Raw genomic sequence first — 23,415 nt, 5'->3', positions numbered from 1 at the left:
TATGACCTTATTGTCGCCCTTATACGAACCGCAGAGCGGCGTGTTGACTGTACAATACGAACCGAATGAGCAAACGATTTTGCTGGAAAACCCACCTCGCTTTACGTGGATTCCTGCACAATTGGAGCAGGATCGCTATGTGCTGCAAATTTCGTCAACGCCTGCTTTCTCACAGGAAGATACGCAGACTATACAGCCGATTCCTTATAACTTATACACGCCCGATGAAGCGCTGCAGCCGGGGACCTACTTCTGGCGGTATGCTTTGCTTCAAGAGCAGGATTCGCATACGGCATGGAGCCAAGTGCGACGCTTTGAGGTCCCGGCAGATTTGCCGGAGACTCCGCTGCCCAGCCGCCACCGCCGCTACGCGGAAGCAACAGTGCAGCATCCTAGATTATGGCTGCAAACTGCCGAAATCGAAGATTTTCGTCGTCAATTAGCGGTAGATCCGAGTTATTGCGGATTTGATGTTTTTTATGAAAAGTCGGTTCGGCCTTGGATAGATCGGGAGCTGATTGCTGAGCCGTTGCCATACCCCGGCAACAAACGAGTTGCTAAGCTTTGGCGTCAAATGTACATGGATACGCAAGAAGTGCTTTATGCGATTCGTCACCTTGCAGTGGCGGGTACTTTAACCGAAGATGCTGCCCTCTTGGATCAGGCCAAAACTTGGCTGCTCCACGCCATTTCTTGGAATATGGACGGCACGACCAGCCGTGACTACAATGATGAAGCTTCCTTCCGTATGACGGGTGCTATCGCGTGGGGTTACGATTGGCTTTATGCGGAGTTGTCTGAGGAGGAGCGTGTGCAGGTGCGCGGGGTTTTGCTGGCTCGCACACGCCAAATTAGCCAGCATGTGATCGAACATTCCAAAATCCATCATGTGCCGTTCGACAGTCATGCCGTTCGTTCGCTATCCAGTGTTCTCGTTCCCAGCTGCATCGCTTTATTGGAGGAGGAGCCGGAAGTCCGCGAGTGGCTCGACTACACCCTTGAATACTATGCGTGCTTATATTCGCCGTGGGGCGGACCGGATGGCGGCTGGGCGGAAGGTCCGATGTATTGGACGACCGGGATGGCCTTTGTCACGGAAGCGATGAATTTGCTGAAGAAATATACGGGCATTAATTTTTATCAAAGACCATTTTTTGCGAAAACCGGCGATTTCCCGCTGTATACGTTCAGCCCGGACACTCTCCGCGCCAGCTTCGGGGATCAATCCACGCTTGGTGATCCGGTGAGCTTGAAGACGGGCTTCAACATTCGTCAATTTGCTGGCGTTACCGACAATGGGTTGTACCAATGGTATTTCGAGCGGGTGCGCGAGACGGATACCGATTCCGAGATGAAATTCTACAATTACGGCTGGTGGGATTTCCGTTTTGACGAGATGGTCTACCGTCACGATTATCCGCAGGTGGAGGCGATAGAGCCGACTGACGCCAATATTGAGTCGGTCAAATGGTTCCGCGACATCGGCTGGGTCGCCTTCCATTCGCAAATGGCCGATCCGGAGCGACATATCATGCTGCTGACGAAGAGCAGCAAATACGGCTCCGTCAGCCATAGCCATGGCGACCAAAACGGCTTCCTGCTGCACGCCTATGGCGAACCATTGGCCATAGAAAGCGGCTATTACGTGGCGTTCAACAGCACGATGCATATGAACTGGCGTCGGCAGACGCGTTCGACGAACAACATTTTGATTGACGGGCGGGGGCAGTACGCCGAGAAAAATAAAGTGCTGAACATGGCTGCCAGCGGCTTCGTCGAAGTGGCCGAGCAGCGCAAGGGCTACGGATACTCCCGCAGCAACGGCACGGCGGCATATCTGGAGAACGTGCCATATCTAGAGCGCTATGTGCGCGAATTGTACTTCTTTGGCACGTATGTTGTGGTTGTCGATCATATCGACCTGTCGCAGGCAGGCTCCGTCGATTGGCTGTTCCAGACCCTGTACGAGATGAAGCTGAACGGACAGACCTTCAAAGTCCAGGGCCGCAAAGCGGACATGGACGGTCGCTTCGTGTACTGCTCCTCCGGTGAACTGGAGCTGACGCAGCATCAAGGCTTCGCGGATGTTGATCCGGTCGAAATCGAAGGCTTGCCGCAGCATTGGCACCTGAAGGCAACCACCAAGCCGGCGCGCAGCCACCGGATCGCGACGCTCCTCGTGCCGATCAAGCACGGCGAGCCGAAATACGTGTCCTATTTCATGGATGACCAAGGCTTCGACACGCATATCTACTTCACGGAAGACGGCATCACGAATAAAGTTGAGGTACCTAAGGCTTACTAAGTTTGTATATTGGACTTATCTATAAAGATCGATTCCATTTCGCCTATCAAGCGAATGGGTCGGTCTTTTTGTCGATTTTAGCTTCTTTGTGATGAACATCAAAAAAACCACGTATATAAAATACAATAAAATACATTTAATATATATTTTGTGAAATGAAGTATTTACTGCATAAAGAAAAGTGTGGTTAAATAATAAATGCCATAAAAAGGGAATCTCTGCAGCGAAAAAGGGGAGGTTATTATGATAGAACCGCATCTTACAAAAAGAAATGCAGTGTTAAGGACAAATCTACTCAAAATAAATGATCTAACAGAAAGAGAGAAAGAAGTTTTACTTCACTGGGTAGTAGATGATTATAATTACAAAGAAATTGCCAGTGTACTCACAATAAGCAAGAATACGGTTAGAACTCATTTACAAAATATAAATAAGAAGCTAAATGTGAGCTCCAAGACAATGCTAATAATTATGATTTTAAGTAACATATAAATTACATATTTTTACATATGAAGTATTTACTGTAATACGGAACTGTGGTTTAATTTTTTTGTGTGGTGAAAAAATGGGAGGAATAGTAAAAAATGAAAAAAATCTATTCAATGGCTTTTGCATTAATCTTAATGCTTAGCATGGCGTCATCTGCATTTGCAGATTCTTATCAAAACACTAAAACAACGTACAACATCGCAACTGCCTACCATTTGTTGGATAGTGATTCTAACTGTGTAGGTTGTGGAAATCTAACAGTTTCACTAGCGGGAACAGTAACAAGTACTACTACTGTTAGTATTACAGCCACTGCTTCTTTTAAAAGTTCATTTTCTTATGCAACGAACGTGCAATGGGTAGATACGGATACTTGGACTAAAACTCTTACATACACGCTTACTTCAGGTGAGAAAATTTACTTTTTTGGGTACCAGTATCTGACTGGTTATGTAGGTAACTATACAGTAACCCACTGGTATGGGGATGATCATTATTATAATGTTGAATCCGATTTCCCTCAAAAAGCAGGCAACTCTTGGACTTCACACGATCCCCAGGGTTAAGTTTTTAATTAAATAGATAATTCACCACACACGAAAGGGGGATTGAGTGAATCAATCTCCCTTTCCATTAATAATTTCGAAAAAATATAAAGGTGTGAACTCAAAGATGAAAAACATTGCGCTTGGGCTAACTGTCTTATTTTGTACAGTATTTTTGACTAGCGGTTGTCAAACTACCTCTAAAGAAGATAAAAATATTCAACTTACAGTTTTAGCAGAGGATTCGCAACAAGTACGGCAAAATTGGATTGAACCATATCAGCTAGTTCACCCTAATGTAAAAATCAACATTCTTGATCTAAACACAATAATAAGTAAAGATGAGAAGAAAATTAATGATCCCATCAATGCAATGATTAATATTATTAAAGAAAATCCGATTGATGTTGCCTTTGTAAGAGGGCCTGAATTAACAACATTAGTAAATGAAAATTTATTAGTAGAGTTAGATCCTCTAATGAAACAAGACAATTTCGATTTTAATAATTACGCTGATATTGTGAAAACTATGATATCTGTCTACGGAGATGGAAAAACATATGGATTAGCACCGTTTTTTAATTCGTTTGGTTTGGTTTATAACAAAAAAATATTTTCGGATTTAAATATAGATCCTCCTTCTGATCATGAAAGTTGGGATGATTTAGTTCAAAAAGCTGAAGCTATATCAAAGAGATTAGAAACCGAAGGAATATATGGGTTGGATTTACCGCAACCAGATCCATTTGATGCTTTGGGCATTTTTACGTACGCGAATGAGTTAAGTCTTGTTCAAGGGGATGGGAATAAAATGGTTGTAAACACACCGTCGTGGAAAAAAGTGTGGGGGCAGGTTGCAGATTTATATAGTAAAAAAATTGTGTTTACTCCGATGGTTGCTAAGAAACAAGGAATTAGCCCAAACTTCGGAAACAATAAAGTGGGTATGGCAATTTATGATTATAGCAGGATAGTTCAAGGTGGATTAAATAATAAAGATGATTACGGAGTTGCAAGTTTGCCGTATTTTTCAGATAATAAGGAAGGGTTGAATATAACTTTATTCGGTTTATCTGGAATAATAAGCAATAGCACTCACATAAAGGAATCTTGGGATCTAATAAAGTTTATTAATAGTGAAGGGGTAGCAAAGGTTAAATCTCAGAATTTACCTTTGCTTACTTCAAGAAGTAATATTATGCGTGATGATGATTTCTCTAGTAAGTTTTACGATTATAAAGTGACTTATAATCAAAGAGAATCAATCCACGTAGATACAATAAAGATTTCTAAAATTGCAGCAATCGGTTCGGAGTTACTGAATCAAACTATTCAAGGTAGAATTACGACAGAAGAGGCTTTAAAGGAGTTCGAAGAAAAAGGCCAAGAGATACTTGTAACGTCAATAAAGTAGTATGAATTCTCTTAAAGGAGCTGTATGGGAATTAATATTCGAAAGTGGGGATTATTTTGAATAAAATAGCAGGTACTTTATTAATTATTTCAGGCGCTTTTTACTTATTATTTTTAGAGTTGGCAACGAAATATTTCATTTATTATCAAATGGTTGAAGCGCAAGGCACTGTGAAAGATTTTCCTCTCCCTGAATATATTTATACCTTGCCTTGGATACTTATAGTAGGTGGTTTAGTTTTTGTTGCTTTTGATATCATAGTAAGTTTTAAAAAGGGTATTTAGTTATTACGAATTAATTCAAGCACTGACTGAACAATCTCAATGAGGGGTTGTACAGTCGGTGCTTTTTCGTCGCTTCCCAGATACCTATAAAAAGTAAACATCATACCTATAGTTCCCACATTGTAAGCACTCCCATTTTCGCGCAATAATAAGGACATCAAGATCACCAAACAAACGAGGGGGATTCACATTGGTAAAAAAATATAAAGGTCTTCAAGTTATCGGCGCAAGCTTACTGGCAATCAGCTTAACAGCATGCGGTTCAGGCAGCGGAACAAGCACGAGCACTGCCACACCGGATGCCAAAGCAGCAGCAACACCAGCGGCTACGACCAGCACAGTAGAGAAAAAAGAGAACATTACCATCACGTTCCAAAACATATATCCAGATCCAACGGACCCGAAAAACGGCATGTTGAAGAAAATCGTCAATGACTACCAAACGAAAAACCCGAACATCAAAATCGAGCTTGATTCCTTGAACACGGATCAGCAAAAGCTGAAATTGAAAACACAAGCGGCATCCAAAGAAGTTCCGGATATCACGATCGTGAATCCAGCGGCGCAAATGAAGCCTTTCGTTGATGCTAAACTTTTCGCTCCGCTGAACGATATGGTTGAGCAAAACGGCCTGAAAGCAACGTTCCAAGACGGTATCCTTGACTGGTACACGTTCGACAAGAACATCTACGCGCTTCCAGACGGCAACAACATCGGACTTGTTTATTACAACAAAGACTTGTTCAAACAAGCTGGCGTTGAAGTGCCGAAAACATTCGAAGAAATGGTTGCAGCTGTCAAAACACTGAAAGGCAAAGGCATTCAGCCAATGGCCATCGGTGAAAAAGATTCCTGGACCGGTTCCTTCTTGTTCATGAACGTCTTGCTTCGCACGAACGGCGGACCTGGCTTCCTGCAAGCGGTTGTTGACGGCAAGAAGACTTTCGCAGATCCAGCTTTCACAGACGCCGTCAGCAGCTTTGAAGATTTGATCCAAGCTGGCGCATTCCAAGAAGGCGCAACATCTTTTGACTACAATGCCGGTGAGAACTTGTTCAAAACAGGCAAAGCGGCTATGTACTACATGGGCAGCTGGGCAACTGGCGGCATCGAAACTTCTTCCGTTAACGGTAAAGTGGGCGTATTCAAATTCCCGACAGTTAAAGGCAAAGGTAACCCAGATGAGTTCATGTTGGCACCAGGCAGCGCGTTCGCAATCTCTGCAAACAGCAAACATTTGAAAGAAACCAAAGATTTCTTGAACTTCTTCATGCTTAACTTCCCTAAAGAAGCTTTCGCAGTTAAAGGCGCAGTAGGTATCGCACAAAAAGTAGACGGCGACTTCAAAGCAGCTGGTTACTCCGACATGGCGATGGAAGTGCTTGGCTTGTTCAAACAAGTAAAAGGCGGCGACTTGGCATTCGACAACACGATGAACCCAGGAACATCGCAAGGTCACTTAACTAGCATCCAAAACCTCTTCGTGCAGAAGAAAGATCCTGCTGAAGTAGGGAAAGAACACCAAACAGCCTACGACACGAACAAAAAATAAGATGAATTAGCAGCCAAATCGGAATTTATCCTGAGCGCCGCGAGTGTGCTGAGGGTGAATTCCGATTGGTATATGCCATGAAGGAGGCGAGCCAAGTGAATGTGTTAAGAGTCTCCAAGTGGACGATTGCCATGTTTGTACTGCCGTGTTTGATTATTTATGTCAGTCTCGTTTTTGTCCCGATTCTCGTATCGCTTTACAGCGGACTACTGGATTGGAATGGAATTGGCGAGTCGACGTTCGTCGGGTTCAAAAATTTCCACACCTTGCTTTTCGCAGACCCCGTGTTCTGGCCGTCTGTTCGCCGTACCTTGATGTTCGCCGTGTTTTCCATGGCTGAAATTCCGGTCGCTTTAGGCGTGGCGATGCTGCTTAACCGTTTTATCAAAAAACCGAATTTTCTCGTTTCGAGTTACTTTTTACCGGTTATTTTATCCGTTGTTATCATCGGTCAATTGTGGAAAACGATCTACAACCCTGCCGCTATGGGGGGCATGCTGAATCAAGTATTAGACATGCTGAACTTGCACAGCTGGACCCATTCGTGGTTGACAGAACCCAAGATTGCGATGTACTCGCTCTACTTCGTGGCCCTGTGGCAGTACCTTGGTTATCATACATTGATCCAGTTTACCGGCATTCAGAACATCCCTGCTGATATTTATGAAGCAGCCCGGATTGACGGTGCAGAGGGGCTTAAAGCCGACTGGCATATTACCTTCCCTATGAATATTCCGATTTTCAAAATATCGATCGTCCTCGCCTTCATCGGCTCCCTGCAGGCATTCGACATGGTCATGGTCATGACCGCAGGCGGCCCGGCGCATGCAACTGATGTGATTTCGACGCATATGTACAACATGTCATTCCTGTCCATGAAATATGGCTACGGAAGCGCGATTGCCGCCTTCTTGGTTGGTCTGTGCTTAATTGCAACGGTTATTATCAATACGATTTTCAACAAACTAGAGAAAAGATTTTCATGAGGAGGGGAGTGTCGCCATGCAAACGGCAAGGGAGATAGCTGCGGCTAAACCTGCAACAATTCGGAGACGCAAACGCCTCTCTTTCGTCAAAATTATCGTCGTCGGATTTCTTTCACTGCTCGTGGTTACGCAAGTTTATCCACTGCTTTGGCTCTTTATTTATTCGTTGAAAACGAATGAGGAAATTTTGTCGGGCAAATTTTTCGCCCTGCCGCATGCCCTTCAGTGGAGCAACTTCTCCGCTGCCATCGATGCGGGACATTACTTCCAATACTTGAAAAACAGTTTGTTCGTCACATCGGTCACGATGATCTGTGTGATTCTGCTGGGCTCCTTGGCCTCCTTCGCGATTGCGCGGTTCAAATGGAAATACGGCCAACTGGTTATGGTGATCTTCCTGATCGGGATGATGGTGCCGCTGCAAGCGACGCTGCTGCCGCTCATGATTATTTTCAAAAACTTGCACGCGCTGAACACGCATCTCTCGATTATTCTGCCTTATATCGCTTTCCAAACGCCGATAGCAGTGTTCATTCTAAGTGGATTTATGAAATCCATTCCGGCTGAAATCGAGGAGTCCGCTGTCATGGATGGCGCGGGGGTTTTCCGGATCTTCTGGAGCATTATTCTGCCGATATCGATACCGCCGATGATGACGGTCTGTATTTTAACTTTCATTAATATATGGAATGAGTACATTCTCGCGGCGACGTTTATCTCCTCCGAGCGGCTCAAGACGCTGCCTTTCGGGGTCAACAGCTTCGTGAGTCAGTATTCCGTCAACTACGGAGCCATTGGCGCATTCCTCGTTCTGGGCGCATTGCCAGTCATCATTATTTATTTCTTGTTAGCTGACAAAATTACAAAAGGTATGGTAGCGGGAGCGGTGAAGGGTTAACTTCACCCCTCTCTTTTTTGCTATTTCGGAGACGGTCTTGGTAAAATAGCCAGTAGCTACTGACGGAAAGGGGAACGATCATCCAGTGACACGGGGACTGCATTCCATTCATAATCGGCTGTTTCTACTCTTTATCTCCTGTATGTTAGTTCTCGTGCTCTTGGTGAGCGTGGTCTATTACAAGAAAACAACGGACATTATCCATAGTAAAATCAGTGATTTGGCAGAGAAAAATATTTCCCAAACGGTGGGTTTATTTGATTTGCTGCTGCAAGGGTATGACAGCATTACCAAGTCCCTTAACAGCAACTACGAGATGCTCAGGCTCATTCAGGAGCGGGATTCGAGCCGGGATGAGACTGTCAGCATTATTAATGAGCGAACGATTACGAATATTATTGGCGCTATTTATTACTCCCGCGATGATATCGTGGGGATACATGTGGTGACCAATGCAGGTAAAAACTATAACTATGAACGCGGGTTTGACAGTGTCATCGATACCGATTACGCCACCTCGGAGTGGTATCAGAAGCTGATGGATTCTTCGGGAGAAATGGTGTGGCTGGGTCTCTATAAAGGTTCTGTCATCAATCGGTTTCAAAAGGATACGCTGTTCGTCTTCGGCCGCAAGCTTTACGATTTATCGGACCACCGGATGATTGGGGTCATGCTCATAGAAACGAACCCGCAGCCGATTCTGGCGGCGCTTTCCAACGTTACGATCAGCCCGAACAGCCAGGTCTACATAGTGGATCGGGAAGACCGGATGATTGCCTCGACGGCAAGTGAGAAGGCGAGTATGCCGTCCTTCGACGGACTGCCGCGCCCGCAAGCCAGTGAGATCATCGTGGACGACAGGACGGGTCAGCTCATTGTCGCAGCGAAGGCGAAGATGTCCGATTGGACGGTCTTCGGCTTAACGCCCAAAAGCGACATCAACGCCGAGGTTGTGAAAACACGGGAGTACCTGTACGTCGTCATTCTTGTACTCATTCTGCTCTCGACCGTGCTGGCGAGCATCGTATCCCGGAATATTTCTTCACCGCTCAAGCTGCTCATAAGGGAGATGAAGCAAGTGGAGATGGGGAATTTCAAAGGCTCCGTGACGGTCAAATCGTTCGAGGAAATCAATTCTTTGGTTTCCTCGTTCAATCGCATGGTGAATCGGATGGATGAGCTCATTGAGCGTATCACGCTGTCCTCCATGAGCGAGAAGAACGCCGAGCTGCAAGCGCTGCAGTCGCAGGTCAATCCGCATTTCCTCTACAATACCTTGGATATGATCTACTGGATGCTGGATGAGCGTGAGAACGATCGATTGGGGAGGGTGATCCTAGCCCTGTCCCACATGTTCCGGTACAGCAGCGACTGGCAGGAGGCCTCTAAGACGACGCTGAGGCAGGAGCTGGATCAGATGCGGCACTACATGACGATTATTGAGAATCGGCTGGAAGGCAGAGTGAGCACGGAGCTGCACATTGATCCGGAATGTCTGGATGTCGTGCTCCCGAAGATGACGCTGCAGCCGATCATCGAGAACGCTGTCAAATATGGACTTGAGCCGCTCGATCGACCGGGAATTCTTCGGGTCTCAACGGAAATCTGCGAGTATGAGCTGCGCATTATCATTGCCGATAATGGCGTGGGCATCGAAGAGAGTACTCTGCAGGGGATGCAGGCGATGTTGGCCGCGGAGTCTACCGAGAATGATGGTCAGAAAATGGCTGCCCTGCAATTGGAACAGGCGACACCCGGCACCGATGTGAAAACCAGACGGGGCATTGGGCTTACTAATGTCCACAGACGTATCGTTCTAATGTTCGGAGAAATCTACGGACTCCGTATTCATAGTAAGCAAGGGGAGGGCACGACCGTTACGATTGCGATGCCGCTCCCCCGGAAAGGTGTGTAACCATGGACATTCTCATCGTAGATGATGAAACAGTCATTCGTGAGGGCATTCAGCGTACGCTTCAGAATCGCTTTCCGGAGCATAATATCCATCTTGCCGCGAATGCGGAGCAAGCGATTGCCTTGCTGCGCAGCCACCGCATTCATATTGTGCTCACCGACATTCTCATGCCGGGAATGACCGGGCTTGAGCTCATGAATATGTCGCGCAGCCGTCACCCGCATGTGAAATGGGTGGTCATCTCCGCGTACTCGGAGTTTTCCTATGCCCAAGAGGCTGTACGGCTTGGGGCCAAGGATTATTTGCTGAAGCCTATTGGCAAAGAAGTGCTCAGCGAAATGATTCGCAAGCTCAGCGAGGAAATCGTACACGAAACTGAGCTGATCGAAGATGCCGAGCTGCTGAAGGCGAATCGCAAATATTTGCAGGAAGCCGTCTTCCAGCGATTCGCGCAAGGCTTGGATACCGGCCGCATTGATATGGGGCCTTTCATGGAACAGCACCCGTATTTCCACCTGATCATGGTGAAAATGGAAACCGATAAGCCTGTCTTCCTCGAGAATTTCATTATCGAGAATGTTCTCCAGGAGCTTATCCAGCGCTACGGCAAGGGCTTCGTCACCGTGCACGACGGGAAGAGCCTGCTCGGCCTTGTGACGCTTCCTGAAGGCACGAGCGTGACGCTGCTAGTCGATGAGCTGCGCAGCCATCTCGTGAAGTATTTGAAGGTTCCCTTTCAAATCATGAACACCGAACGGATCGAACAGATCCAAGCCGTTCCAGCAGAAGTGCAGCGCATGCGTCAGGCTTCGACAACGCAGGTTTACGAGCATCATGCGAGCGGCAGCGATCGCTCCATAGAAGTCGCGCTGCAGTATATGCGCACGCACTATCATGCCGACCTGTCGCTGGAGAAGGTCGCTTCCATCGTCTATCTGAATCCGGTCTATTTCAGCCAGCTTTTTAAACAAAAGACCGGTCAGGGCTTCAAGGAATATGTGACCCACCTGCGTCTGGAGCAGGCCAAACAGTTGCTCTTGAATCCCAAGCTGAAGCTGGCTGATGTCGCCGAACGTATCGGCTATCAAGACATGCGGCACTTCTCGCAGGTGTTCCGCAAGAAGTATGGCGTAACGCCCTCTGACTATCGTCAAGAGCATACACAGATGGTCTGAGCTGTCAAGGGATTGACGCACAGGCAATTCTCATGAAACTTTAAGATTGGCAGTCAACGTCAGGTGTGGCGCGTCTTTCTTTATTTCCTGGTAAATTCAGGATGGATGAGGTGTGATATGGTAGTTGCAGGGGATACCCCCGGCCATCACACACGATCCATGAAGGAGGACATCCAATCATGCAAGCAATGAAGAAGAACCGCCTTAGCAAATCGTTAGTGGGGATTAGCCTAAGTCTATCCTTATTAACATCGGGGACCATGCTCCTCAATCCGCATGCCGCTCAGGCTGCAACCGCCGATACAACTGCTGCCGCTACAGCGATAAGCACAAGCAAGGCGAATAGCCTGATTAATACAGCTGAGTCGTATATCGGCAAGGTTCGCTATGGCTTTGGTGTCAGAGATACCAAGCGTCTAATCTTGGACTGTTCTGCTTTTACCCAACTGGTCTTCAGCAAGAACGGCATCACGATCCCGTGGGGCTCCAAGGCGCAAGCTCAGGTAGGCACCGCGGTCAAAAGCAAGTCAAGCCTACGCAAAGGCGATCTCGTCATGTTCAGCGTAAGTAAACCCGGCCAGATTAACCATGTCGGGATTTATATTGGAAACGGACAGTTCATCAGCAATACGACGAGTTCGGGTGTCGTGATTCGGGATATGAACACCGGCTACTGGAAAGACCGCTTTATTACTGGCCGCCGTCTCTAAGACTGAGACGCACAGGTAGATTGGAGAAGCCCCTTCGTGTTCGCATGAGGGGGCTTTTCCTGTTGACCTCTACCGCTTTTTAATGGTATATAAAAGAAAACCATCGCAAGGGAGCCGAATTCTCACCATGACACTAAAGAAAGCATTTGAAGATATTAAAAAGTTTCACGAAACGTTCGAGCATCCGGTAGGAACCGTACCGCAGCGTTTATCTGCAAGCCGCAAAGCTGCCCGCTTAGCTTGGATGCAAGAAGAGTTGAATGAATATCAGGAAGCAGCCACGCTGGAAGACGAAGTCGATGCGATGATCGACGAATTATATTTTGTTCTCGGGACCTTGGTTGAGATGGGTGTGGAGCCTGGACCGATTTTTGATATTGTGCATCATGCCAATATGTCCAAGGTGTGGTCGGATGGACTAGTCCATAAGAACGAATTTGGCAAAACCATCAAACCGCCGGAATGGCAGGACCCTTTCGACAAAATTAGTGCTGAAATTCGCAGGCAGCAAGAAAAATAGGAGAAGGTGGCACAGGGTGAAATTTCATGAGAAGTTAAAAGAGTTGAGACAGCAGCAAAATCTCACGATTCGCAAACTTGGAGAGAAAGCAGGGGTCAGCTACTCGATTCTCAATGCCATCGAAAACGGTCGAATCGAGCCGTCGAAAGATGTCGTAATTGCTCTAGCTATCGCCTTGAAAATCCAGGATAGAGAGGAACTCTTATCCTTAGCAACAAATCCCTCTGAGGGATAATTGCATTACATAAATTTGTGTGGTACAGTATTAATAGTCTTAAAGGTAAAACCTGAATTGCGTATTGCAAAGGGTTATCATTTAAGTAAATGAAACCTTTTCCAATGTGTAATTTTTTTGTTCGAAACAAGAAAAAAGACATGTTAATAAAACTTTGGAGGTATTACCCATGGCAGTAGGAACAGTTAAATGGTTTAACGCAGAAAAAGGATTTGGATTTATCGAAGTTGAAGGCGGCAACGATGTATTCGTACATTTCTCCGCAATCACTGGCGAAGGTTTCAAATCTTTGGACGAAGGCCAACGCGTTGAGTTCAACGTAGTTCAAGGCAACCGCGGACCACAAGCTGAGAACGTTGTAAAACTGTAAGCTCCAGCTTGCACAAATAGCATTCTCGAAGAACGGCTCTTAACTCACGTTGAGGGTCGTTCTTTTTTGCGTTCAGACACGAAGAAGAAGAGCCCCTAGAGGCTCTCCATCCATCTGTGTTTTATTGATATTCTTTTGCTTTTTTGACGAGCTCGTCATAAGCGGCTTCCGGTGTTATTTTGCCGAACATCACTTTTTCGCCGATATTCTTGAAGTCCTTCGCTGTGTAATTGCTCCAGCCTTTCGCTCCAGCATTGAAAGGTTGGGCGTCAGGAGCGACATTCTTGATTAGTTCAATCTGCAGTTTATCCGCGGCGGTGAGTTTAGGTGTTAAGTAATCAAGCATTTTCTTGGATACAGGTACGCCTCTAGTTGTGGTCAGAATATCGGCCGCTTCGCTGTCATTGACGAACCAATCGATGAATTTCTTGGATTCTTCCGCGTTCTTGGAATCTGCGCTCACGGACCAGAACATGGATGGTTTCAGCCAACCGCTGGCTTGCTTGCCCTTAGGTTGAGTAACGAAGGAGTAAGCGCCGGGCTTAACGCCTTCATACCCAGGGTATAGAGCGGCAAAGCTGCGTTTCATCAATACGGTATCATTGTTCATTAAATCCTGCTTGGCGTCGGACTCTTTATCCGTGGTGGCAATCTCTGCTGGCGGCACAACGCCGGCTGTGCGAAGCTCGGTATACTTTTTGACGAAGCTTACATAGGTGTCTTTATCAATGTTGAATTTGCCGTCTATCGTGATAGGGTAGTCTTTGCCTTGGCTAATTTGATAAGCGCTATATGTTGTATAATCGGATGTCGCATCCATTAGGACGTATTTATCTTTGTCCAGTTTGGCTTTCGCGTCTTTGCCGAATTGGAAGTACTCGTCCCAGGTCCAAGCGTTTTTGGGAGGCGTAATGCCCAGTTTATCTACAGCGTTCTTGTTATAAATCATACCTGTTGCATTGTTGCCCAGAGGGATCGCGTACAGCTTCTCTTTGAATTTGCCGGAATCCACGAGCGATTTGTCGATATCTTCGGTGCGAATGCCTTTGGATAAGTCAGCCAGTTGGTTTCTTCCTGCGTACTCAGCAAGCCATGCGGGATCCATTTGGATAATATCAGGAGCATTCTTCGCCGCTGCTTGGGTCGCTAGTTTATCCGCGTATCCGTCAAACCCCGAAAACTCAGGCTCAAAAGTCACATTCGGATGTTTCTTCGTATACGCATCCAGAGCTTTGAGCGTAGCGTCATGCCGTGCTTGTGAGCCCCACCATACAATACGCAGCTTAACAGGTTGGGAGCTTGCAGGGGCAGCTGTTGGCTTAGTAGCCGTTGTTGCAGCGGGACTGCTGCTCGTACTTGCTGTATTTCCGGAACCACACGCGCTTAGGGACAGCGCTATCATGGCAGTCACGCCAAGCATGCTCCATTTTCTCATCTGCACTTTCATTGGAAATCCCCTTTCGCTACCTAAGTATCTTCACAATTTAATTATAGGAACAACGGTCAGGAAGAAACAGGAGGGTAATGAACACACTTCTATCACTTTTGATCACAATTGTCGGACAACGAACAGGATGTGAGCCTACAATCCGCTTTTCGCGATTTCGCTGGGACTGACACCGGCATACTTTTTGAAAATAGAGCTGAAATAAGGGACGTTCTTATAGCCTACTTTCTCCGAAATCTCATAAATCAAGTATTTGCCTTCGGCCAGAAGAGCTTGCGCCTTTTTCATGCGAACCTGAATGACATAGTTGGTGAAGGTTTCACCAGTTGCTTTTTTGAAGATTTGATTCAAATAGTTTCGGGATAAATAGAGCTGTTTGGACATGTCCTCCAAATTAATCTCCTCGGCATAGTGCGTGTGGGCATACTGCGTCATGAAATCAACGATTTCTTTGTGTTTGGAATTCTCATGCCAATGCCGACTGGTGGCAATGATATGGATCTTATTGCCGAGCCATTGCTGCAAGTGCGTTGGCGTTTGGATTTGATTCAGCTCCAACTGGAGATTCATGTCTGGAAACAATTCATCCAGTACAGTTCCGACGCTGTATAAAGAGTAGGCAAAGATGGTCCACAACTCGGTGCATAAATATTGCAAATAGGCAGGCGTTATCGTAGGCATGCTCTGTAATTGAAGAATGTAGGCTTCTACAATTTGCGCCGCCGTTTCTTCTTTGGAATAAACAATGGCTTCTGCAAGCTCCTGATAGAACTTAATTGGTCGAATAGCAAGGTCAGCGGACGTAGAAGACAGCTTGCTCGGCGGCAGTGTGTTGCTCATCTGCAAGAGATCGAGAAAGGCTTCCTCCGTAGAATCCGATATTTTCTGCCAAGATGCCTTCATTTGCCCCATTCCAAGCCGGAGGGTCAACTGCAGATAGGTGCGAACACAATGTGTAATGCGCTCGCCAACCGCTTTGATTGTCTTATACGCCTCCTCTGAGGGCATTGTTGGCTCGATATGGAACATAATGGCGGCGTGGTGGCTATGGAGTTCAATGAAGTCGGACTCTGGCCAATCTTCGGCCAGAATTTCCCTGATAATATTGGCTAACGCAAAGCGAAATAAATGCCAGTCGATGAGTGACAGGTTGGCTGTGCGAACTGTACTTAACAGCTCGATGCCCATGACCATATGGCTTCTATCGAGCCAGTAAGCCATCTCAGCAGGCGGAAGGCTCTGGGCGGCGAAGGTGCCGGTGATGACGGACTTCAGCCATTCTTGCTGGCTGAAGGGCTCGTGCAGCAGCAGCCTCTTCTTCACTTCTTCTTGTTCCATCTTGATGAATTCCTTCGCTTCCAGCTCTTTGATAACTCTAGTGAGCACAATCCTAAGTTCTTCCACGGTGACGGGCTTCGATAAATAATCGCTCACTTGCAGCCGCAAGGCTTGCCGGGCGTATTCGAAATCTGTGTAGCCGCTTAGAATAATCAATTCACCGGGAAAGTTCGTTTCGCGGAGCTTCTCGATCATCTCCAGGCCATTCATAACCGGCATATAAATATCGGTAATGACGATATCCGGTTGGGTTTGCTGGATCATCATCAATCCTTCGGCGCCATCGCTAGCTTCACCCGCGAATTCCGCGTCTATGGCATCCCAGGGGATGGCCTTTCGCATCCCTTCCAGCACTTGAAAGTCGTCATCAATAATGAGTATTTTCCACATGATAGCGCTCCTCGACTTCGTCTTTGTGATGGATTTGCGGCAGCAGAATCTTCACCTCGGTACCTTGACCCTCTGCACTAGTAATATGGACCCCGTACGGGTGGCCGAAATAAGCGGCAATGCGTTCTCGCACATTGCGCAGCCCGTAACCGCCGGTTTTCCTTGCTTTCGGCTGATTCCAATCGGGGTGCAATCCGACGCCATTGTCCCAAATTAGGAATTGAATATCTTGATGAATGAGCTGCACGCTGACGCGGATTTCTCCTGTTTTCCTGCCGTGGAAACCGTGAATAATCGCATTCTCAATAAAGGGCTGTAGGGTTAACCTTGGGATATAGAGATCTTTGGCGGTCTCATCCATGGTGATGGTAAAGGCCAAGCGTTCTCCCCAACGGATTTGTTGAATTTGCAAATAACAGTCCATGTGCGTCATCTCATCGGCGAGAGGAATCAGCGTTTCCCCGTTGGATAGGCCGATGCGAAACATTTTGCCCATCAGAGATAGAATTTTGCTGATTTTCTCTTGACCGGAATCGATCGCCAGCCAGTTCAACTGATCCAGTGTGTTGTATAGAAAATGCGGATTAATCATGGCTTGCAGCGCTTGAATTTCGGCATCGCGCTGCCGCTTATGCTGATCCTTCAACGATTGGAGCAATTCATCGATTCGTTCCATTTGTTTGCGGTAGCCATTGAATAAATTGCCGAATTCATTGGTGTAGTCCATAGGCAGATCGGATACTAAGCCGCGATCCGGCAGCTTGCCCATGTAAGCCACTAGCAATTTAATTGGATTGGTAAACTGCCTGGATATGAAGAAAGTGACGAAGGAGGCGATAAATATCGCTGAAAGTCCTACAGTCAGCAGTATCAGCGCTAAGCGAATACTGCCATTAATAATGCTTTTCCATGGAGTGACCTCAACCAATGTCCAGTTTGAAGGTGACTTGCTCCATACGAGCAAGGATTCGCTTTGCTGTTTAGCGGTTAAATGAACACTCCCCGATTTCTCTTTGATGAGCTTGATTTTCTCCAGTTCGCTCTCCTGCAAATTGGGATTGCCGATTGCCGCGATTTTGCGGCCGCTGGCATCGAATAACAGCCGGCTTCGCCCTTCCGTTTCCCCGCGAATCAAATTCTGGATCTCGGATGATTTTACATTGAGCAGGAGCAGCCCGTAGTAGATGCCTGAGTTATTGTACAGCTTTCTTGCAAAGCCAATGACAGGCAGAGACCCCCTGTTGGCTTGAATCGTACGTTCTTCAATCCAGGCGAAATCATTGTTCTGGATGTCTGGATACCAGGCCTCATCCTTGACTTGGCGCAAATCATAGATGCGAATGGGGCCTTGAGCATCCGTCATAAACGGCTGTTCTGTATATAAATGAATCGATTGTATCATCGTTGTGCTGTAAGTAATGTTGGCCAGTAGATCGCTCAAGTCTTTCCTGCGGCGATTTCGCTCGAATAAGTCGGTATCCATCGGATCGAAGCCAATGGTATCAATATTTCTGGAAGCGGCCAGCGACATTTGTTCAATCGAGTTCAACTGCGTGACTAATCGCTTATTCAATTCATTTAATAAGTCCTGCTGATAATTGGCGGTATTCGCAGCTAACTCCCGTGAAGTTAAGCTGTAACTGATCCAGGAGGAAATGAGCAGCAGCACAGCGATGAAGACGGCGAAGCTGCCGAAGAACAATCGGCCGACGCGGACGCGTTTGAACATGGTAAACACAGCCAATCCCTCCCCAGTCCTACGATAAAGTGGAAAAAAGGCTGCAGGTAGCGCAACCTTTTTGTACTGCTATTATTCTATCCTTTCACTGCACCGGAGGCAATGCCATCGACAAAATGGCGCTGAGCCATAAAAAAGATAATCAGAGAAGGGATGATCGAGACGAGCGACATCGCCAGGAGCTGGCCCCAAGGCAAGGCGGATTGGCTGTCGACGAACAGTTTCAGAGCTAATCCTACCGTGTATTTGCTGACAGAGTTGATATAAAGCAGGTGACCGAAGAAGTCGTCCCAATTCCACAGAAAGCAATAAATACCGACGGTGACTAGCGCGGGTTTCGTCAGAGGGAGCACGATACGCCAGTAGATGCCGAACCAGCTGCAGCCGTCAATCTTGGCGGATTCATCGAGCTCTCGCGGAAGGCCGCGAATGAACTGGACCAGCAGGAAAATGAAGAATGGGCCGCCGATTCCACCTGCCAAAGCATGCGGCACATAGAAGGGCAGATACGTATTGACCCATCCCCACGTGTTGAACATGATGTACTGAGGAACCAGCGTCACTTGACTTGGCAGCATCAGGGTAACCATCAGAATTGAAAACCAGAAATTTTTCAGCGGAAAATCCAAGCGGGCGAAGCCGAACGCGACCAAACTGCAGGAAAGTATGGACGTAATCAGAACCCCGGCAATCAATTCGAACGTATTGATATAGAAATGAGTGAAAGTAAACTTAGGAATGGCAACCCAGCCTTGGCTGAAATTGCTCCATAACCACTCCGTAGGAAACAGCGCAGGAGAGCTCATCTCTGCATTGGATTTGAAAGCGGCTCCGAACCACCAGAGCATCGGATAAATCATAATTAAGCTGAATATGGCTAATAAGATATGGGTTCGTAACGTTCGTGGCAGCATCGTTTTCATTTCCCTTTCGCTCCTTCTGTCTCGTAGAATACCCAGTATCGGGATGAGGCGAAAATGATCGCCGTCACGATCCCGATCACGACGAGAAGGATCCACGCCAAGGCGGAAGCATATCCCATTTCGTATCTGGAAAAAGCGCGATCGTAAAGGTATAAAGCGTACATATACGTTGAGTTGATGGGCCCGCCCTTCGTAATGATGAAGGCTTGGGTGAACATTTGGAAGGACCCGATGGTTTGCAGCACCAGATTAAATAGCAGTACGGGTGACAGCATGGGCAAGGTAATCGTGAAAAACTGCCTGATCTTCGAAGCCCCATCCACGGAAGATGCTTCGTAAAGCTCAGCGGGAATTTGTTTTAAACCGGCCAGAAAGATAACCATGGAAGAACCGAATTGCCAAGCAACGAGAATAATCAATGTTCCCAGGGCTGTTTTGGGATTGCTGATCCAACTGATACCCTGAATGCCGAACAGGCCAATGAACCGGTTGATAAAACCGTCAATGCCAAATATATTTTGCCAAAGAATAGCTACCGCAATACTGCTGCCAATTAAGGAAGGCAAGTAGATGAATGTTCGATAAATCGAGATCCCTTTCACCTTTTTATTGAGCACGATCGCGACCATCAAAGCACTAAAAAGTTTAATCGGCACGGACAGCACCACGAAGAGAATCGTGATCTTCAGCGATTGGCGAAATAGTTCATCATCAGCAAAAATTCGCTCATAATTGCGCAGACCAATCCACTCGGGAGCATCTAATAACGTATATTTGGTGAAAGAATAATACATCGATTGAACCATAGGCCACAGGGTTAACAACAGGAATCCTAGCAGCCACGGAGAAATGAATAAATACCCGGCAATCGGCGACTCCCAGCGCCCTCTCAAGCTGAATGTTGTTTTCGATTTGTGCAAGGGAAGATTCTGCGGAGAAACTTTAGTCTCAGCTTTCATTGGAAAACCGCCTTTCATGTCAGTAACACCTTTGTGTTAAGTATAAGAGGGATTCGCTTCCTGAAAAATGAGAGTAATGAACACAATTCATTCAGAAATGAACAAAAAGCCTCCGATCCACAGTTGTGGCATGGGAGGCTTTCTCTAGAAATAGAAGAGTTTAAATGTCTTGGAGTGAACGCGGAGTTAATCCGGCTGCCTCGCGCAGAGGGAGGGAACTGCAGTCCGCTATTCTAGCAAAAGTGGCATTATCGCGTGGTTGAGGGAACTACAGTCCGCTATTTGGCTGTTTTGTCACTAGCCTTGCAAAGAAGCTGACATCAGATCATTGTTTTGCTTAAGGAATATTTTTACAGTTTATTGTTGTGAAAAAGAACAAAAACAGTAACATTCAAATACGCATAGACAAATTACCATTTTTTTCAATTTACTCTTCAATTGTTTTAGTTCTGTTCAAGTTTCTTTTTCTGCGCTTTTTTCTTGATAGGATGAATTCGAGGACGCCCGCCCTTATTTTTCTTTCGACGTCCTTTTGAACTTCGCGTGGGCGCTCTGTTTAAAGCAGCAAGGAACTTTTCCCAGCTCATCATCACGTAAATGCGAACTAACTTCAGCACTTCCCATGTACTTTTTGTTGTTTTCGTTTGCAACTTGACCAGGATGCACAGTCCGTAGGCTAAAAGTGTCATGTAGATTTGGTTCCATACCGCATCAGGTTTATAGCTATAAAGTTTAGCCAAGTGAAGGTGCTGCTTCATCCATTTAAAGAACAATTCGATCATCCAGCGATCTCGGTACAAGTTAGCGATTTCTCGTGCTGAGAGATCCCACCTTGTTGTAACCACGCGGTAGATTCGTTTTTTGTCATCTTTGAATTCAACCAATCGGAGCGTTACTTTTTGATCAGGGTGCTTCGGAACCACCATTTGGACATCAGCATCTCGTAAAAGGCCAGGATCATCTTCTGGAACAGGTCGTGCCTGGATGACGGTTGTCTTACTATTTGCTTGTATTCGCACGACAAAACGAATGTTTGCTTCTGCCCATTTCTTGAAAAAGGCGTAGTTAATGTATCCGCGATCCATCACATACGTTGTGTTTTTATCTGTGAGAAGTTCGATCGCTACTTCCGAGTCAGCTACAGCTCCCGTCGATAAAATAACTTTGCTGGGATAGGCCATATCCGGGAAATCTGTGCAGAGGTAGGTATGCATTTTTACGCTATTTTGCATTTTGCTGCAGTAGGCCCACTGACCGTGAAAGTTGGGTAAAGAGATGGTGGTAGAGTCAATGATCGTTAGCTTTTTTACATCTCGCACCTTTACATGGGATGATTCTCGTAAGGTCTGTGCAATACGCCGATTGATTTCTTGAAAAGCGTACTGGAGTAAAAAAGTAGGTAACTCGTTCAATTTACGCGAGAAACGGGAGGCGCTAATCGATTTTGTTCCTACAAGAGCCTGCAAATTTTCGTTAGAACGCAAATGCTCCTCAATGGCAGTCGGCTCTTCGCGCCGTGCCAACTGAGCTTCGATGAAAAGTAGGATTGCACTGCGAACGGTAAGTTTTTGAGTCCGATAATCCAAAATGTCGCAGACTGCCTTTGGTAAATCCAACAATTGAAGACATTGACTAATAACGGTTTTATCTGGTACGATACCCATGCGATTTCTCCTTTTGATGAGGAAATGGGTAACATGCCTATTCCTTAACATTAGGGGATTTTTTTATGTCTTACCAGATAAAATAGTGAAATATATTCATAATATAGAAATTATTATATCTATAAGTTTTCATGTCAGGTTCGATGCAAGGCTAGTGCTGTTTTGTGGGAAATTCAGCGCTTTTCGTGGAAATAAGACCCTGTAGTTCCGCTATGACCCTCGCAACCCTGCTTTTTGCTTAAATAGCGTCCCCTAGTTCCCTTTAAGAGGCTCTATTGCGAATAAGAAGCTGATCGCTCAGGGCGGCGAAGCTGGTTTTCTCAGCGACTCAACCTACGCATACGCGCTTGGAAAGAAGCGGCTTGGGACTGGCTGAAGTCGTCGTGTCCCGCTCATCCTGAACCACAGTAATCGTCCCTGCATTACCTACATAAATTTGGTTCGTTCTTGTGTTCAACGCCATATTGCCGGCTGAATTCCCAGTACGCAGCTTAGTCAGGAGTTCATTATTTTGGCCGCCATAGACAAATAAATCGCGGTTATCCGTATCTCCGATAAAATAGTGGTTTGTTAGTGGATTTACAAGCAAGGAGGCAAAAGTCGGAATGCGCAGTGTCTTTACGATCCGATTCGTATCCCCATCCAGCACAAAAAGCTTGCCTCTGCCTTCCTGCTGGGCACTAGTCACGTAAATCCGGTTCGTTCCAGCATTCATGGCAAGCTCGCTTTGCCGGCTTCCAAGGTGGATGGGGATGCTGGGAAGAAGCGTATTCCCCTGGATCAGCGAGGCATAATTGCTCAAGTTATTGGCGATATAGATGCGGTTCGTTACACGATTAATGCCAGGGATAATAATGGGGTTTCGCCCGACCTTCAAGCTTTTAATCACTCGCAGGGATGTTCCACTGATGACATGAACCGAATCTTTCTCGACGTTCGTCACATAAATCCGGTTCGTCCGCTCATTCACGGAGACCAGTGCGGGCGCTCCGCCGACCTTCAACGTTTGTACGACACGGTTGGAATTGCCGTCAATGATACTAATCGTACCGCCAAGATTGGCGACGTAGATGCGGTTCCCCTTAGGGTTAATCCCTAGCCCAAAAGGGCGTTGCCCAACGGGGATAGAAGTTAGGACACGGTTCGTTTGTCCATCCAAAACAGAAACGCTGGCATCGCGAAAATTCGTCACATAGATGCGATTCGTCGCGCTATTCACAGCAAGGTAGGTGGCTCCCTCCCCCACTTTCACATTTTGGATGACTTGCTGTGTTGCACCATTAAGAATACCTACTTGGTTTTCGCTATGCACATAATAGACGCGATTCGTCACGGAGTTGACTTGAATATCGCCTACATCGCCAGCGACTGGAATGATGCTGAGAACTTTGGGCAGCTTGGACTGTGCCTTAACTTGTGTAGGGGTTTGTGACAGCCTCTTCATATGAGATCCCTTCCTCCATTAAGGTATGCATTCTTACTACTATATGGGTAAAATGGCCGTTGGGAACTTGGGTGGGCAAATGGACAGAATTTTAGGCAGGCCTTATTTTGTAAT

At 46.4% G+C, this 23,415-nt stretch carries 21 protein-coding genes; 14 read left to right on the top strand and 7 right to left on the bottom strand.

From position 1 onward, the window contains the following. Position 1: 1 nt before the first annotated feature. The 14 genes from LOZ80_RS30565 to LOZ80_RS30505 all read left to right on the top strand — a co-directional run bounded on the left by LOZ80_RS30565 (position 2) and on the right by LOZ80_RS30505 (position 13,398). Positions 2-2,305, top strand: a complete 2,304-nt coding sequence (locus LOZ80_RS30565) for a DUF4962 domain-containing protein (RefSeq protein WP_238168135.1) — start codon at positions 2-4, stop codon at positions 2,303-2,305. 243 nt (positions 2,306-2,548) lie between these two features. Beyond that, positions 2,549-2,797, top strand: a complete 249-nt coding sequence (locus LOZ80_RS39610) for a helix-turn-helix transcriptional regulator (RefSeq protein WP_443146990.1) — start codon at positions 2,549-2,551, stop codon at positions 2,795-2,797. Positions 2,798-2,889: 92 nt separating this feature from the next. Next, the gene (locus LOZ80_RS30560; RefSeq protein WP_173220739.1) at positions 2,890-3,360 is read left to right on the top strand and encodes a hypothetical protein; all 471 of its coding nucleotides are present in this window, start codon (positions 2,890-2,892) and stop codon (positions 3,358-3,360) included. Between the two features lie 106 nt (positions 3,361-3,466). Continuing rightward, entirely contained in the window at positions 3,467-4,753 is a 1,287-nt protein-coding gene (locus tag LOZ80_RS30555) for an ABC transporter substrate-binding protein (protein ID WP_238168134.1), read from the top strand. A gap of 56 nt (positions 4,754-4,809) precedes the next feature. Further along, on the top strand, positions 4,810-5,037 hold the full coding sequence (locus tag LOZ80_RS30550; protein ID WP_238168133.1) for a hypothetical protein: 228 nt from the start codon (positions 4,810-4,812) through the stop codon (positions 5,035-5,037). A gap of 190 nt (positions 5,038-5,227) precedes the next feature. Further along, positions 5,228-6,589: an extracellular solute-binding protein gene (locus LOZ80_RS30545; RefSeq protein ID WP_238168132.1), complete on the top strand. Its 1,362-nt coding sequence runs from the start codon at positions 5,228-5,230 to the stop codon at positions 6,587-6,589. 95 nt (positions 6,590-6,684) lie between these two features. Further along, positions 6,685-7,575 (top strand): carbohydrate ABC transporter permease, encoded by an 891-nt coding sequence (locus LOZ80_RS30540; protein ID WP_238168131.1) that lies wholly within the window; start codon positions 6,685-6,687, stop codon positions 7,573-7,575. Positions 7,576-7,591: 16 nt separating this feature from the next. Beyond that, the gene (locus tag LOZ80_RS30535; RefSeq protein ID WP_238168130.1) at positions 7,592-8,473 is read left to right on the top strand and encodes a carbohydrate ABC transporter permease; all 882 of its coding nucleotides are present in this window, start codon (positions 7,592-7,594) and stop codon (positions 8,471-8,473) included. An 85-nt stretch (positions 8,474-8,558) separates the two neighbouring features. Then, positions 8,559-10,388 (top strand): sensor histidine kinase, encoded by a 1,830-nt coding sequence (locus LOZ80_RS30530; RefSeq protein WP_443146989.1) that lies wholly within the window; start codon positions 8,559-8,561, stop codon positions 10,386-10,388. 2 nt (positions 10,389-10,390) lie between these two features. Continuing rightward, on the top strand, positions 10,391-11,563 hold the full coding sequence (locus LOZ80_RS30525) for a response regulator (protein ID WP_238168129.1): 1,173 nt from the start codon (positions 10,391-10,393) through the stop codon (positions 11,561-11,563). A 179-nt stretch (positions 11,564-11,742) separates the two neighbouring features. After that, positions 11,743-12,273: a C40 family peptidase gene (locus tag LOZ80_RS30520; protein WP_238168128.1), complete on the top strand. Its 531-nt coding sequence runs from the start codon at positions 11,743-11,745 to the stop codon at positions 12,271-12,273. 127 nt (positions 12,274-12,400) lie between these two features. Beyond that, positions 12,401-12,793, top strand: coding sequence for a pyrophosphohydrolase domain-containing protein (locus LOZ80_RS30515; RefSeq protein ID WP_238168127.1), 393 nt, complete (start codon positions 12,401-12,403; stop codon positions 12,791-12,793). A gap of 16 nt (positions 12,794-12,809) precedes the next feature. Continuing rightward, positions 12,810-13,028 carry a helix-turn-helix domain-containing protein gene (locus tag LOZ80_RS30510; RefSeq protein WP_238168126.1) on the top strand — a complete coding sequence of 73 codons (219 nt, stop codon included), beginning with the start codon at positions 12,810-12,812 and terminating at the stop codon, positions 13,026-13,028. A 169-nt stretch (positions 13,029-13,197) separates the two neighbouring features. Beyond that, positions 13,198-13,398, top strand: a complete 201-nt coding sequence (locus tag LOZ80_RS30505; RefSeq protein ID WP_028555213.1) for a cold-shock protein — start codon at positions 13,198-13,200, stop codon at positions 13,396-13,398. A gap of 121 nt (positions 13,399-13,519) precedes the next feature. On the opposite strand, the gene LOZ80_RS30500 is transcribed toward LOZ80_RS30505, so the two are convergent. From LOZ80_RS30500 to LOZ80_RS30470, 7 genes are all read right to left on the bottom strand, one after another. Then, positions 13,520-14,845: an ABC transporter substrate-binding protein gene (locus LOZ80_RS30500; RefSeq protein WP_238168125.1), complete on the bottom strand. Its 1,326-nt coding sequence runs from the start codon at positions 14,843-14,845 to the stop codon at positions 13,520-13,522. A gap of 135 nt (positions 14,846-14,980) precedes the next feature. Then, positions 14,981-16,573 (bottom strand): response regulator transcription factor, encoded by a 1,593-nt coding sequence (locus tag LOZ80_RS30495; RefSeq protein WP_238168124.1) that lies wholly within the window; start codon positions 16,571-16,573, stop codon positions 14,981-14,983. Then, complete coding sequence (locus LOZ80_RS30490; RefSeq protein WP_238173161.1) at positions 16,551-18,302, bottom strand: sensor histidine kinase; 1,752 nt, start codon at positions 18,300-18,302, stop codon at positions 16,551-16,553. The genes LOZ80_RS30495 and LOZ80_RS30490 overlap by 23 nt, the downstream gene beginning before the upstream one ends. A gap of 86 nt (positions 18,303-18,388) precedes the next feature. Continuing rightward, positions 18,389-19,234, bottom strand: coding sequence for a carbohydrate ABC transporter permease (locus tag LOZ80_RS30485; RefSeq protein ID WP_238168123.1), 846 nt, complete (start codon positions 19,232-19,234; stop codon positions 18,389-18,391). Beyond that, complete coding sequence (locus LOZ80_RS30480) at positions 19,231-20,193, bottom strand: carbohydrate ABC transporter permease (RefSeq protein WP_238168122.1); 963 nt, start codon at positions 20,191-20,193, stop codon at positions 19,231-19,233. Before LOZ80_RS30480 ends, LOZ80_RS30485 begins: the two co-directional genes overlap by 4 nt. 443 nt (positions 20,194-20,636) lie before the next feature. Then, positions 20,637-21,857 carry an IS4 family transposase gene (locus tag LOZ80_RS30475; RefSeq protein ID WP_238166664.1) on the bottom strand — a complete coding sequence of 407 codons (1,221 nt, stop codon included), beginning with the start codon at positions 21,855-21,857 and terminating at the stop codon, positions 20,637-20,639. A gap of 328 nt (positions 21,858-22,185) precedes the next feature. Beyond that, on the bottom strand, positions 22,186-23,301 hold the full coding sequence (locus tag LOZ80_RS30470) for a YncE family protein (protein ID WP_238168121.1): 1,116 nt from the start codon (positions 23,299-23,301) through the stop codon (positions 22,186-22,188). Positions 23,302-23,415: the final 114 nt, after the last annotated feature.

It is taken from the genome of Paenibacillus sp. HWE-109 (genome assembly GCF_022163125.1).
Lineage (GTDB): Bacteria > Bacillota > Bacilli > Paenibacillales > NBRC-103111 > Paenibacillus_E.
This window is presented reverse-complemented; position numbering and strand designations above follow the sequence as displayed.

Excerpts from the sequence above, each read along its gene's own strand:
- LOZ80_RS30565 (WP_238168135.1), top strand. The coding sequence starts at position 2 with ATGACCTTATTGTCGCCCTTATACGAACCGCAGAGCGGCGTGTTGACT.
- LOZ80_RS39610 (WP_443146990.1), top strand. The coding sequence starts at position 2,549 with ATGATAGAACCGCATCTTACAAAAAGAAATGCAGTGTTAAGGACAAAT.
- LOZ80_RS30560 (WP_173220739.1), top strand. The coding sequence starts at position 2,890 with ATGAAAAAAATCTATTCAATGGCTTTTGCATTAATCTTAATGCTTAGC.
- LOZ80_RS30555 (WP_238168134.1), top strand. The coding sequence starts at position 3,467 with ATGAAAAACATTGCGCTTGGGCTAACTGTCTTATTTTGTACAGTATTT.
- LOZ80_RS30535 (WP_238168130.1), top strand. The coding sequence starts at position 7,592 with ATGCAAACGGCAAGGGAGATAGCTGCGGCTAAACCTGCAACAATTCGG.
- LOZ80_RS30525 (WP_238168129.1), top strand. The coding sequence starts at position 10,391 with ATGGACATTCTCATCGTAGATGATGAAACAGTCATTCGTGAGGGCATT.
- LOZ80_RS30520 (WP_238168128.1), top strand. The coding sequence starts at position 11,743 with ATGCAAGCAATGAAGAAGAACCGCCTTAGCAAATCGTTAGTGGGGATT.
- LOZ80_RS30515 (WP_238168127.1), top strand. The coding sequence starts at position 12,401 with ATGACACTAAAGAAAGCATTTGAAGATATTAAAAAGTTTCACGAAACG.
- LOZ80_RS30505 (WP_028555213.1), top strand. The coding sequence starts at position 13,198 with ATGGCAGTAGGAACAGTTAAATGGTTTAACGCAGAAAAAGGATTTGGA.
- LOZ80_RS30500 (WP_238168125.1), bottom strand. The coding sequence starts at position 14,845 with ATGAAAGTGCAGATGAGAAAATGGAGCATGCTTGGCGTGACTGCCATG.
- LOZ80_RS30495 (WP_238168124.1), bottom strand. The coding sequence starts at position 16,573 with ATGTGGAAAATACTCATTATTGATGACGACTTTCAAGTGCTGGAAGGG.
- LOZ80_RS30490 (WP_238173161.1), bottom strand. The coding sequence starts at position 18,302 with ATGTTCAAACGCGTCCGCGTCGGCCGATTGTTCTTCGGCAGCTTCGCC.
- LOZ80_RS30485 (WP_238168123.1), bottom strand. The coding sequence starts at position 19,234 with ATGAAAACGATGCTGCCACGAACGTTACGAACCCATATCTTATTAGCC.
- LOZ80_RS30480 (WP_238168122.1), bottom strand. The coding sequence starts at position 20,193 with ATGAAAGCTGAGACTAAAGTTTCTCCGCAGAATCTTCCCTTGCACAAA.
- LOZ80_RS30475 (WP_238166664.1), bottom strand. The coding sequence starts at position 21,857 with ATGGGTATCGTACCAGATAAAACCGTTATTAGTCAATGTCTTCAATTG.
- LOZ80_RS30470 (WP_238168121.1), bottom strand. The coding sequence starts at position 23,301 with ATGAAGAGGCTGTCACAAACCCCTACACAAGTTAAGGCACAGTCCAAG.